General features: G+C 28.4%; 10 protein-coding genes and 1 tRNA gene. 5 read left to right on the top strand and 6 right to left on the bottom strand.

Annotated features, from left to right (window positions below):
- Window positions 1-91: 91 nt before the first annotated feature.
- The 6 genes from GQX97_RS11275 to gpmA form a co-directional block, all read right to left on the bottom strand.
- Window positions 92-928, bottom strand: a complete 837-nt coding sequence (locus GQX97_RS11275; RefSeq protein ID WP_157152052.1) for an amino acid ABC transporter substrate-binding protein — start codon at window positions 926-928, stop codon at window positions 92-94.
- A 288-nt stretch (window positions 929-1,216) separates the two neighbouring features.
- On the bottom strand, window positions 1,217-2,020 hold the full coding sequence (locus GQX97_RS11270; protein WP_157152051.1) for an amino acid ABC transporter substrate-binding protein: 804 nt from the start codon (window positions 2,018-2,020) through the stop codon (window positions 1,217-1,219).
- Window positions 2,021-2,312: 292 nt separating this feature from the next.
- Window positions 2,313-3,134 (bottom strand): lipopolysaccharide assembly protein LapB, encoded by an 822-nt coding sequence (locus GQX97_RS11265; RefSeq protein WP_157152050.1) that lies wholly within the window; start codon window positions 3,132-3,134, stop codon window positions 2,313-2,315.
- 39 nt (window positions 3,135-3,173) lie between these two features.
- The gene (gene tgt, locus GQX97_RS11260) at window positions 3,174-4,298 is read right to left on the bottom strand and encodes a tRNA guanosine(34) transglycosylase Tgt (protein ID WP_157152049.1); all 1,125 of its coding nucleotides are present in this window, start codon (window positions 4,296-4,298) and stop codon (window positions 3,174-3,176) included.
- Between the two features lie 25 nt (window positions 4,299-4,323).
- Complete coding sequence (gene lgt, locus GQX97_RS11255) at window positions 4,324-5,238, bottom strand: prolipoprotein diacylglyceryl transferase (protein ID WP_157152048.1); 915 nt, start codon at window positions 5,236-5,238, stop codon at window positions 4,324-4,326.
- 212 nt (window positions 5,239-5,450) lie between these two features.
- A complete protein-coding gene (gene gpmA, locus GQX97_RS11250; RefSeq protein ID WP_157152047.1) occupies window positions 5,451-6,197 on the bottom strand; it encodes a 2,3-diphosphoglycerate-dependent phosphoglycerate mutase in 747 nt (248 codons plus the stop codon).
- Between the two features lie 191 nt (window positions 6,198-6,388).
- Here gpmA and GQX97_RS11245 point away from each other — a divergent pair.
- The 5 genes from GQX97_RS11245 (at window position 6,389) to GQX97_RS11225 (ending at window position 12,690) form a co-directional block, all read left to right on the top strand.
- Window positions 6,389-6,463: transfer RNA gene (locus GQX97_RS11245), tRNA-Asp, on the top strand.
- 36 nt (window positions 6,464-6,499) lie between these two features.
- Window positions 6,500-6,763, top strand: coding sequence for a 30S ribosomal protein S20 (gene rpsT, locus GQX97_RS11240; RefSeq protein ID WP_157152046.1), 264 nt, complete (start codon window positions 6,500-6,502; stop codon window positions 6,761-6,763).
- 187 nt (window positions 6,764-6,950) lie between these two features.
- Complete coding sequence (locus GQX97_RS11235; RefSeq protein WP_157152045.1) at window positions 6,951-7,391, top strand: PepSY-like domain-containing protein; 441 nt, start codon at window positions 6,951-6,953, stop codon at window positions 7,389-7,391.
- A gap of 140 nt (window positions 7,392-7,531) precedes the next feature.
- The gene (locus GQX97_RS11230; RefSeq protein WP_157152044.1) at window positions 7,532-10,390 is read left to right on the top strand and encodes a chromosome segregation SMC family protein; all 2,859 of its coding nucleotides are present in this window, start codon (window positions 7,532-7,534) and stop codon (window positions 10,388-10,390) included.
- Between the two features lie 569 nt (window positions 10,391-10,959).
- Window positions 10,960-12,690, top strand: coding sequence for an RNB domain-containing ribonuclease (locus GQX97_RS11225; RefSeq protein ID WP_157152043.1), 1,731 nt, complete (start codon window positions 10,960-10,962; stop codon window positions 12,688-12,690).
- Window positions 12,691-12,757: the final 67 nt, after the last annotated feature.

Raw genomic sequence — 12,757 nt, 5'->3', positions numbered from 1 at the left:
TTCTTTTAATAATTCAACCATGTAAAAGTTATTATTCATTTTTTAACTCCTATTTATTTTTAATTTGACTATTATATCCCTATTAAATTAATTATCCTTTTATAAATACATCTTTACCAAACCATTTAGTAGCTATTTCTGAAGCCTTTCCATCGGCTCTCATCTCATCTAAAGTTTTATCAATAGCATTCAATAATGCCATATTTTCTTTTTTTACTCCCACTCCGAAATATTTAGATGTAATAGGGTATTCTTCTAATATCTCAAAATTAGCATTTTCTTTAGATATATAATAACGAGCTACTATTTCATCAACTATTACAGCATCAATTCTTTGAGCCTCTAAATCTAAAAAAGCATTAGCATAAACATCATACTGTCTAATCTCTTTAGTTTCTTTGCTTATAGGGTCAGCTTCTAATGATTCATAATTGCTGCTTCCTGTTTGAACACCTAATACTTTTCCTTTTAAATCATCTTTAGTTTTAATATCATCTCTTCCTGCATATTTAACTATCATAAGTCTGTTATTAAGATATGGTTTAGAGAAATTAACTTGCTCTTTTCTGCTTTCACTAATAGCAAACCCATTCCATACCACATCAACATCACCTTTTTTTAAGCTCAATACAACGCTAGACCAATCTATAGGTTTAGCTACCAACTCCACCCCGAGGCGGTTAGCTACCTCCTTAGCTAAGTCTATATCAAAACCAACTATGTTTCCCTCTTCATCTCTAAAACCCATAGGGGCAAAAGTGTCGTCTAAACCTAATACAAGTTTTCCGCGCTCTTTTATTTTTTGTAGAGAATTATCTGTTGATGCTGAAGTTTCTGCGGCATTCTGTGTATCTGTTTTTGTTGAGCAAGATATAGTAAAAATAATTGCAAAAATAAATATAAAGAATAAAGTTATTAAACGTTTCATAGTATTTTCTCCTGTTTTTTAAATTTTTAAATAAACTTTTTTAAGTTAATTAATATTAAATATAATGTTGTTTTAAAATTGAAGTTTTATAATAAAAAGAAATTATTAATGATGATGATGGTAAGGAGAATATTGGTTTAAGAATTGAACTTTGAAAAAGAATTTGCTGTTATTCATTTTTAATCTCCTTTTTTTATTTTTGTTTGTTTATTTGTTTGTTTTAATTATTTATTTTTTTATTATTTATTTATAATGGAGGCTTTATATTTGCCCCCATTAATTTTTTGTTTATTTTACAACTATGTCTTTACCAAACCATTTAGTAGAAATCTCTGCTGCTTTTCCATCAGCTCTCATATCATCTAAAGCTTTGTCAACAGCATTTAATAATTCTATATCATTTTTTCTAAAACCTATGCCATAAAGTTCTTCAGTTAATGGGCTGTTTTCTACAACTTCAAAATTAACATTATTTTCAGCTATATAATAACGTGCTGCTATTTCATCTATTACAACAACATCTATTCTCTTAGCTTGTAAATCTAAAAATGCATTAACATTAACATCATAAGGTCTAACCTCTTTAGCTTCTTTGCTTATAGGATCAGCTTCTAATGCCTCTTGATTGCTTCCAACCTGTACTCCTAAAACTTTTCCTTTCAAATCTTCTTTGCTGTTAATGTCTGTTCTGTCAGAAGCTTTTACTACTATAAGTCTGTTGTTAAGATATGGCTTAGAGAAATTAACTTGCTCTTTTCTAGTTTCATTAATTGTAAAGCCATTCCATAAAACATCAACATCCCCCTTGTTTAAGCTTAATATACCGCTTGCCCAATCTATAGGTTTAACTTCTAATTTTACTCCCAAGCGATTAGCAACTTCCTGAGCTAAATCTATATCAAAACCAACTATATTTCCAGCCTCATCTCTAAAACCCATAGGGGCAAAAGTATCGTCCAAACCTAATATAAGTTTACCGCTGTCTTTTACTTTTTGTAAAGAGTTGTCTGTTGCAGCTGCATTTTGCGTTTCTGTTTTTGAACAAGATATAGCAAAAATAATCATAGAAAATAGAATTAATATACGTTTCATAGTTTTATCCTCCTAAATTAAATAATTGTTTTTTTAAAATTAATCTATATAAACGTAATAAAAAAAATAATATTTTTAAATTTATAGTTGTTTATAAAAGAAATGATTATTATTGATGGTGATGATGGAATTTAGGAGAAAAGGTTTTTGATAATTGAAGAGTAGAAAAATACATCTTATTCATTTTTATCTCCTAACTTGATTTTCTTACTATATATTGTAATACTATTTACAAAAATGTCAATAGATATTATATGAATTTTTTATTTTTTTATTAAATTTTTATTAAAAATTATATAGATATTAAGTTTTTGGCATCTATTGCTTCAGTATAATTTGAATCAATTTCTATAGCTTTATTAAAATTTTCTAAAGCTGATTTTCTATTTCCAAGCTTATCGTATATTGTTCCTATGTTAAAATATATTAATTTATTATTATCATCTAATGCTTTTGCTTTATCTAAATATTTTATAGCCATATTATTACTATTTTTCTTTCTATAACAAGAAGATATATTACATAATGCATATATATTTGTTTTGTTGCAATTAAAATTAAGTTCGTGAAAATATGAAAGAGCTTTGTCATATTCTCCTCTATAAAAACATATGCATCCAAGTAGATTTATAATATCATTAGTTTGTTTTATTGAATATGCAAGTTCAGCATAATATAGAGCAAAGTCATACATTTTCCATTTATAGCTTTGATAAGCCATATATGAAACTCTTTCATAATCTTTTCTCTTTAATTTGTTTTTATTATGTTTTTCTATTGCTTTATTTAAAAATGTTTCTCTGTTATTATTATCCATTATAGATAAATATTCATATACAAAAGCATTATCTATGCCAAGCTCTATTAATTTAATAAAATTGTCTATAGCTTTTTTATAATTATTTTTTTGCATATTAATAAAACCTATAATATACAAAGCTTCAGTGTTATCAGAGTTGTTTTCTAATATTTTATTATAATATTTTTCAGCCTCATTTAATTTATTTTCTTTTACATATATTCTTGCTAAAGAAGTGAGGGCGTTTATATCATTAGGATTATTGTTTATCTCTTCATTATATTTTTTTATATATTCACTATAATCTTTTGCCATAATATAATATTTTCCTCCTTCTTTAAAAAATCATTATTATTAATTTTCGTAAAATCTTTTCATCATAGTGTTTCTATATTCGCTAAAATTATCACTTTCTATTGAAGACCTTAAATCTTTCATAAATCTCTGCATAAATCTTATATTATGTATTGTCATAAGTATAGAAAATAGTATTTCATGCGATTTGTCAAGATGATTAAGATAAGCCTTAGAGAAATTTTTGCAAGTATAACAGTCGCATCCTTCTTCTAATATGGTGTCGTCCATTCTATATTTTGAGTTTCTAATCCTTACAACCCCATTCATAGTAAAAGCTTCACCATTTCTAGCATTTCTTGTAGGCATCACGCAATCAAACATATCAATGCCTTCCATAACAGCATTAAGTATATCACGAGGCTCACTAACCCCCATTAAATAACGAGGTTTTTGTTTATTTGTATATAGCATAACTTTAGAAAGCACCTCATGCATCTTCTCTGGTGTCTCACCAACAGAAAGCCCGCCAATAGAATAAAAAGGAAAATCCATATTAACTAATGTCTCAGCACTTTCTTTTCTCAAATCATCAAACATTCCGCCCTGTATTATACCGCCTAAATATTGATATTCACTGTTAGGAGTGCTGTCATGATATTCTTTACATTCTCTAGCCCATTTATGAGTTCTAAGCATTGCCGCTTTAGCATAATTATAATCAGCATCAGCCTTACAGCATTCATCAAAACTCATTATAAAATCAGCACCTATAATATGCTCTGCCTCCATCACGCTTCTTGGTGTAAAGAAATATTTTGTGCCGTCTATATGCGACCTAAACTCAACTCCTTCATCGGTAATTTTTCTTAGCTGAGCAAGTGAAAATACCTGAAACCCGCCGGAATCTGTAAGCATTGCCCCTTTCCAATTCATAAACTTTTTCACACCGCCGAATTTTTTGATAACCTCCAAACCCGGTCTTAAAACTAAATGATAAGTATTAGCAAGTATAATTTTACTTTCTGTTTCCTCTACCATAGCTGGTGTTAATGCTTTTACAGTGGCCTTAGTTCCTACAGGCATAAAAACAGGTGTATCTATTACAACACCATTAACCTCTATTTTTCCAAGTCTCGCATGTGTTTGACTAGAGTTTTTTAATACTTCAAAAGAAAATGACATAATAAACCTTTATTTAATATTCTAATTATTTATTTTTTTGTTTTAATGTTTTTGTATTTGGCTTTTTTGTGTAAATATATATAAGCATTATTAAAGATACTATCATCATTATTATAGAATATATTGCCCCAGATGTAATAGGTCCTATAGTCCATTCTGTAACATCCCTAAAAAACTGCTCTATTATAGCTCTAAAAAGTCCATATAAAAATATCCACACAAATAGCCTTGTACCTTTTCTTATATTCTTATTTTTTTGGCTTAGTGCTAAGATTATATAAGACACCAAAGCAAGTACTAAACCTTCAAGAAATGCTTCATATAATTGTGAAGGGTATCTTAATTCTGTATACGGTCTAATTGCAGGTATCAATTCCTTCCATTTTTCGTATCCTCCAACAGCATCATAATTTGGAAATATCATTCCAAGAGATGAGTTAGTAACTCTTCCATAAAGCTCTGCATTCATAAAGTTTCCTATTCTTCCAAAAAATAAGGCGAAACTAGAAGGAAGTGTGGCATGGTCTGCTATAGTTAAAAAGTCATATTTATACTTTTTGCTAAACACATATCCTCCAATAATCATTCCTATAAGTCCTCCATGAAAAGACATTCCAGCAAAACCTAAAAAAGTGATTCCATTATCAAGGTTAAACCCTAATATTTCCCAAGGCCTTAAAAAAGATGAAGGTGAATAAAGTAAAAAGTATCCAACCCTAGCACCAACTATAGCACCAATAGCGGCATAAAAAACCATATCATAAGGTCCGCCGTCTTTTGAGTTGTTAAATTTAATCCAGCCTTTTTTTTGTAAATGAGAAAGTATCAAACAAGAAACTACAATTCCTACTATATACATAAGCCCATACCATCTAATAGCACCTAATATTGGTATGTTCTCTGGAAATACAAACGGAGTAAAAAATTCAGGGTATTTCATTAATTTTCCTTATTATTAATTATTATCAATTTTTTTAATTTTATATTATATGTTATACACCAAAAAATCAATAATAGATTAAATTAATTATTTATCTGTTTAGTAGATATTTTGTATTTTAAATATATGATTTTTTTAATAGAAAAAAATTTTTTTATTAAAAAAAGGAAGCCTTTTAAGACTTCCTTTAAATATATGAATTTTAATATTTATTACTTTTTCTTGCCTTGATTCGCCACAGCTTCCATAGCTTTTTTAACAGCTTCAGGGTCGCCTAAATATTGTTTATTAACAGCTTTGAAGTTATCATCAAGTTCATAAACTAAAGGCATTCCAGTAGGTATATTAAGCTCTGTAATGTCTTCATCAGAAATATTGTCTAAATATTTAACTAATGCTCTTAAACTGTTACCATGAGCAGCGATTATTATTTTTTTACCAGCTTTAATATCTGGAAGTATAACATTTTCCCAGAAAGGAACAACTCTTGCAACAGTGTCTTTTAAACATTCAGTTAAAGGAAGTTCTTTTTCAGATAAGTTTTTGTAGCGAGGGTCATTACCGGGATATCTTTCATCAGATTTTTCTAAAGCAGGAGGCGGAGTATCATAGCTTCTTCTCCATATTTTTACTTGGTCCTCACCATATTTTTCAGCAGTTTGAGATTTATTTAATCCCTGTAAAGCACCGTAATGTCTTTCATTAAGTTGCCAACATTTTTCTACAGGTATCCATAAAAGTCCCATTTCTTCTAATACTAAGTTTAAAGTTTTGATTGCACGAGTAAGTGTAGAAGTATAAGCTTTGTCAAAAGTAAAACCAGCTTTTTTAAGTTCTACTCCGCCAGCTTTAGCTTCTTCAATACCTTTTTCTGATAAAGTAACATCAGCCCAACCAGTAAAAAGGTTTTCTTTATTCCAAACACTTTCTCCATGTCTTATTAGAACAACTTTAGTCATTAATAAACTCCTCATAAAAGTGTATTTTTGATTATTATATAGTTAAAAGTATAAAAAATCAAAAAAATCTTAGTAATTATTTATTTTTAAAATAGTTTATTTTAAATATTTTTAAATTGTTTATAAAAAAGCAATTTTGCACTTGACAAAAAATATAATTGTAGTATAATGAATACACTTAAAAAGTTTTTGGAGTTGTAGCTCAGTTTGGTTAGAGCGCCTGCCTGTCACGCAGGAGGTCGCGGGTTCGAGCCCCGTTAACTCCGATTTTTATTTTAACTAACTTCACTGGAGTACAATGAATGCCTAATATAAGATCAGCTTCTAAAAGATTAAGACAGAACGCTACTAGAAATCTTTACAACAGAAAAATTAAAAGCTTTTTAAATACTCAGAAAAAGAAAGTATTAAAATCTATAGATGCTAATGATAAAAATGCTTCTATAGCTGAATATAACAAATATGCTAGTGCTTTAGATAAAGCTGCTAGAAAATCTGTTATTCATAGTAATAGAGCTAATGTTAAAAAGTCAGAGATGATGAAAAAAATTAACGCTTTGAAATAATTTTTAAGATAATTCTCAAGTTGTGTGTTCATATTGAGGCTATGGCTTTTTGCTGTAGCCTTAATTTTTATATAATATATATTAAATTAAAATAGATAAAATACGAATATATAATATAATATAATATAATATAATATAATATAATATAATATAATATAAAATAACATATATTCGCTTTTTTATTAATATGAAGAAAGTTTTATTATTTTTTATACTCTTGTATTCATTTCTATACAGCCAAAACATTACAGAGGCTTCTTTACCGCTTCAGGCTAAAAATTTTATTAATCTTAATTTAGAGGGTGATAGTGTAGATACTGTTAGTCTGTATCAAAATGGCGGTGGGTATGAAGTTAATACTAAATTGGGGTTTAATATTATATTTTATCAAAGCGGACTTTGGAAAAGCATTAAAATAGACAATTTAGAAAATAACCCAAATGGTATACCAAGAAGCTGTATACATAGAAGCATGGTTAAAGTAATAGATAATGAGTATCCTTTTTCAAAAATAACTTCTGTAACTAGAGAAGATAAGTTTTTTACTATTGTGCTTAATGATAACATAGAATTACAAATTACAGGTTATGGCATTATAGTATCTAGAAAAAAATTACAAGAACAGTAAAGATTATTATAATTATAAATTCATTGCTTTTTTTTAATACGATTGTATAATGTTTTAATATTTATACTGTAATTAATTATTGTAGATGACGATAATTATTGCAAAGTTGTAAATAATTAGTAATAGAGACAGGAAAGAAGATGTATATAAAGAATCTTAATTTGCACGGATTCAAATCATTTGCCATAGAAACTAATATAGAGTTTAATGAAGGTGTTACTGTAGTGCTTGGACCTAATGGTATAGGAAAGAGTAATATAGTAGAGGCCTTTTTGTGGGTAATGGGTGAGCAGTCTGCTAGCAGATTAAGAATAGACAGTTCTAAAGGTCTTGAGAGTGTTATATTTCATGGTACAGACACTAGAAAGCCGTCTTCTTTGGCTCAAGTAGCTTTAACTTTAGATAATACTTCAAGATGGATAAAAAAATATGATAAAGATGAGATAATAGTTACAAGGAAGTATTATAGAAAGGGTTTATCAGAATATTATATTAATGATGAGCAGGTGAGACTTAAAGATATAGTGGATATGTTTCTTGATACAGGATTAGGTAAAAATGCCTATTCTGTAATTAAACAAGGAACAGTTTCAGAGATTGCCAAACAAAAGCCTGAAGAGAGAAGAACTATAATAGAAAATGCTGCGGGTATCAGTAAATATCTTGAGAGAAGAAGAGAGGCTACAAAAAAACTTGAAGATTCTGAGAGAAACCTTGATAATGTTAAGATAGATATAAAGAATGCTGAGAAAAATTATAAGTCATTAAAAGACCAAGCGGCACGCACAGAAAAATATTATTCGCTTATAGATGATAAGAAAAAGATAAGCATAAGCATAAATGTTAATCAGATTAAAAAGGCAAAAATCACTTTAGAGGATTATAATAAAAATCTTGAAGAGCTTAATAATAAAAAGCAGGAACTTGAAAAGAACCTAGAAGACTTGGATAATCAAAAACAACAGGAATTATTAAAATTTGAAGAGACAAGAACTTTATCTATAGAGCTTGATAAGCAGGTGTCATTAATAGTAACAGAGCTTAGCCATATAGATAAAATGTCTAGTCAGTTAAAAATACAATTAGAAAATAAGTTTAAAGAAAAAGAAGAGACTATAAACAGAAAAAATACTTTGGCTAAAAGAATAGAAGAAGATAAAAATCAAATATTAGAATTAGATAAAGACATAAAAAACATATTAGAAAATATAGAATTAGCATTAAAAGAGCAAGAGGTAGAAGAGAGCAACATTGCAAGCGAGCAAAATAAAATAGCCAGCTGCAACGATGAAATAGCAATACTCACACAAAACAATCAAAGCAATACTTTAAAAATAGCCGATGCCAGAGAAAGACAGCTTGAAGTGATAAATAAAATAATTACCGAGATTGATGAAAAGAAAAAAGATATAATGGGTAATAGTTTTTATCAGAATATAGGAAAGCATGAGGCTGATATTGATATAGGTTTTAATAACTTACTTGGTTCTATCAACACCAAAATGAACACCATAAAAGAGTTTGAAGAAGATGGGGTTTTGGATAATCTCAATGAACTTAGTTTTAATTCTTTATCATCATTTGTAAGAAACTTAAAAGAGATGCTTGATACAGAAAAAAGAGATGCTTTGCTTTTACAAGATATTTTTAAGGAATACACTAAAATAAAAGACCCGTTTGTTGATTTATTGTTTGATAAAGAGGGTACTTATATGCAAAAAGAGGCTATAGATAAAGAGATAGCTTCTTTGGAATCTTCTATTCAAAGCAATATTGAAAGAATAGAAGAGCTCAACAATGAAATAAAAAAAGCAACCGAAAATATTAATTTGTCAAATTCTAACCTTACTACACTCACAATAGCAAAAGCAAAATATGAAACCAATAAGAAAGCTTCTGAAGATAGAAAGGATATGATAATAAAAAGCATAGCCATTGTAGAAGAAGAGTTTGCAACATTAAATGATAAGATACAAAAACAAGAAGAAGATTATAAATTATTAGATAAAGAGCTTAAAGATAATATAAATAATTTTAAAGAATTAGAAAAGAAAAAAACAAAAATGGAGAGTGAGGCAAGATTAAAGGCAAGCGAAATAAAAAAAGCTGAATCTGCTTTATCTAACTTTGACGTTAATCATTCTAAGCATATAAAAAAGTTAAACGAAACAAACGAGAATATTACAAGAATAAGCGAGAGAATTAATCAGACAAAAGACAAGATAAATGATATATATAATAATTTCTATGAAACTAATGCCATTAATTTGAAAGAATATGAGGCTGTTACTGAAGGCTTAATTGATGAAGAAGTTTTTAGAAACAAGCTGAACACTATTAATGACAAGATTAAGAATTTAGGTCATATTAATGAGATGGCACTCGATGAATATCAAGAGGCAAAAAATAGATTCGAGTTTTTAAGCAAACAAAAAGAGGATTTGGAGAAATCAAAAGAAGAGATATTAAAAATAATAGCCGATGCCAACAAAAAGGCAGGGGAAGATTTTCTTAAAACATTTAATGAAATAAACAAAAAATTCTCTGAGACATTTAAGATATTATTTGGCGGCGGTAATGCAGGCTTAAAAATACAAAACGAAGAAGATTTATTAAACAGTCCTATTGATATATTTGCACAGCCGCCGGGCAAGAAAATGGAAAACATAGTGTCATATTCTGGAGGTGAGCTTACTATGACAGGGCTTGCTTTGGTATTTGCTATATTTTTGTATAGACCTAGTCCATTTTGTATACTTGATGAGGTGGATGCTGCTTTAGACGGAGCGAACATTATAAGATACAAGAATATGGTTAAGGGTTTATCTGATAAAACTCAATTCTTAATTATCACGCATGATGAGGTATCTGCTACTATAGCCGATGCTTATTATGGAATTACAGCGGAAGAGAAGGGCGTATCTAAGATATTTACAGTGAAGGTTGATAAAGACGGTGCTGTAAACGGCAGCGAAGAGAAGCTAGTTACAAACGAATAGTATATAAAATCACTACAAATAATAAATTTAAATACGAAATTCTTAGTCTATGTTGAAAAATTTTAAGTAAAAAATTATTGTTCTTTTTCCCGCCTTCGCACCACAGGCACTTCCTACAGTCGCTGTGCAGACTTCGTCAAAGTTTTCGCCCTTCGGGCACGCTTCGCGAAAGTGCAAGTATTCAAATTTTATATCTAAAAAAATATATATAATGACACTATATGTTTATGTCTATACTTTATGAAAATGCAGTTCTTTTGCTTCTTTTATACCAATAAAAGAAGTGGGGGTGTGGGGGCTAGTCCCCACAAATAAAAACTTAAATTTTTTAGTATAGTTAAACAGCTATATTTTGTCATGCAAGTTTTTGTTTTATTCAACTTTTTCCCGCCGCAAAAAGTTGCAAAAAGTGCAAATAAAAATAAATCATAACTAAAAATAAAATGCTATAAATATTCATTAGCTCGTTTTTATAAACTTATTATTAGTAAATTATAATTTCAAAAACTGAAAATTGACAAAATGCAATCACTTTAGTATAATTTATTATTATTTTTTAGAGAGTATTTATGAAAACCATAGAAGAACTTATAGCAAAATTGTCTAAAAACCAAATGGACTATAATGTATTTATAAAATTTAATGCCAAAACTCCATTAGAAAAAACTTCTCTTACTAATTTAATAAGAAAAGCAATCAGCGACGGATATATACAAAAAACTGATAGCAACTTACTTAGGGTAACTAAAGCTGGGCATTTATTTATAAACCCAAATAGTGCCAACAAAGAAGCTGTAAAAACTCCTGTTCATGCTAAAAAAATAAATATTAATATAGATAATGCTAAATTAGATTCAGAGATAATAGCAGATGCTTATAATATTAAATTAAACTTTTCTGATGATTTATTAAAGCTAGCAGAAAATATTAATAACAATGCTGATTTTAATAATATTGCTGATAGGGTTGATTTGAGGAGTTTAAAAACTGTTACAATAGACTCAGAGCATTCAAAAGACTTAGATGATGCTTTTAGTATAGAAAGGGTAGATGATAATTATAAAATATATGTTCACATTTCTGATGTTAGCCATTTTATAGAGGCTGATTCTCCTCTTGACATAGAAGCAAAAAAAAGAGGAAACTCTACTTACTTAATAGATAAAGTATATAACATGTTTCCAGAGATTCTTTCAAATGGAATAATTTCACTCAATGAAAAAGTTGATAGATTTACTTTGAGTTTAATTTGTGTTATAGATAAAGATGGAAATATTTTAGAAAGCGATGTTGTTAAAAGCATTATAAACTCAGATAGAAAATTATCTTACAATTACGTAGAAGATATTATAAATAAAAAAGCTAATGATGAAGATTGGCTTATAGAGCTTATCAACAATGCTTTGGAATTAAAAAATATATTGCATAAAAAAAGAAGCAAGGGTGTAGAGTTTGAGAATGATGATATTAATATAGTATTAGATGAGAATGGTATTCCTATAGAGTTTTATGCTGAAGAGAAAAAGGAGTCTATGCTTATAATAGAATCTTTAATGCTTTTGGCTAATAGTGAAATAGCAAAGAAGTTAAAAGATTATGAAGGAGTAATATATCGCTATCATGGTGCACCTGATAATTATAGATTTAATAATTTTAAAATATTAGCACATAATAAAGGCTATGAATTAAAAAAGTTAGATGAAGATAATTATGATTTAATTGACTTTTTAGAAAAGATAAAAGGGAAGGCAGAAGAGAAACTTCTTACAGGTGTTTTAATGCGTTCTATGACGCCATCATCATATAGTGTTGTTAATAAAAGTCATTTTGGTTTGGGTTTTGATTATTACACTTACTTTACTTCGCCTATAAGGAGGTATGTTGATTTAACAATACATAGAATAGTAAAAGATTATATTATAGACAAAAAAACATATATTAATGATGATAACAAATACAAGATTGTAGCAGATGAATGTACTTTGCTTGACAGAACATCAAAAAAGGCAGAGAGGAATTTAAGACAAATAAAAGCGGCAAGGTATATGAAAGATAGGCTTGGAGATGAATATTACGGCTTTATTAGTTTGCTTTCAAGAAACGGTATTACAGTTGAGATAGAGGGGCTTGATATAGAAGGCTTTATTGAATCTACTTATGTTGGTGCGAATTATAGATTTTATGAGGATATGCAAAGTATCTATATTGATAAAGTTAAGATGTATGAGCTTGGGGATAGGGTTAAGATTTCTGTTGTGAAAGCGAATATAGAAACTGGAAAGATATATTTTTCTCTTTAAAAAATTATAACTTAAAAAATTAATAATGAAAAAAGAATATGATTTCTTTCTTCATTATTAAATGGTA

This window comes from Brachyspira sp. SAP_772, from assembly GCF_009755885.1.
Lineage (GTDB): Bacteria > Spirochaetota > Brachyspiria > Brachyspirales > Brachyspiraceae > Brachyspira.
Note: the sequence above shows the minus strand (reverse complement) of the source record. Positions and strands in the feature narration are given on the sequence as shown.

Coding starts and splice junctions, on each gene's coding strand:
- GQX97_RS11275 (WP_157152052.1), bottom strand. CDS start 928: ATGAAACGTTTAATAACTTTATTCTTTATATTTATTTTTGCAATTATT.
- GQX97_RS11270 (WP_157152051.1), bottom strand. CDS start 2,020: ATGAAACGTATATTAATTCTATTTTCTATGATTATTTTTGCTATATCT.
- GQX97_RS11265 (WP_157152050.1), bottom strand. CDS start 3,134: ATGGCAAAAGATTATAGTGAATATATAAAAAAATATAATGAAGAGATA.
- tgt (WP_157152049.1), bottom strand. CDS start 4,298: ATGTCATTTTCTTTTGAAGTATTAAAAAACTCTAGTCAAACACATGCG.
- lgt (WP_157152048.1), bottom strand. CDS start 5,238: ATGAAATACCCTGAATTTTTTACTCCGTTTGTATTTCCAGAGAACATA.
- gpmA (WP_157152047.1), bottom strand. CDS start 6,197: ATGACTAAAGTTGTTCTAATAAGACATGGAGAAAGTGTTTGGAATAAA.
- rpsT (WP_157152046.1), top strand. CDS start 6,500: ATGCCTAATATAAGATCAGCTTCTAAAAGATTAAGACAGAACGCTACT.
- GQX97_RS11235 (WP_157152045.1), top strand. CDS start 6,951: ATGAAGAAAGTTTTATTATTTTTTATACTCTTGTATTCATTTCTATAC.
- GQX97_RS11230 (WP_157152044.1), top strand. CDS start 7,532: ATGTATATAAAGAATCTTAATTTGCACGGATTCAAATCATTTGCCATA.
- GQX97_RS11225 (WP_157152043.1), top strand. CDS start 10,960: ATGAAAACCATAGAAGAACTTATAGCAAAATTGTCTAAAAACCAAATG.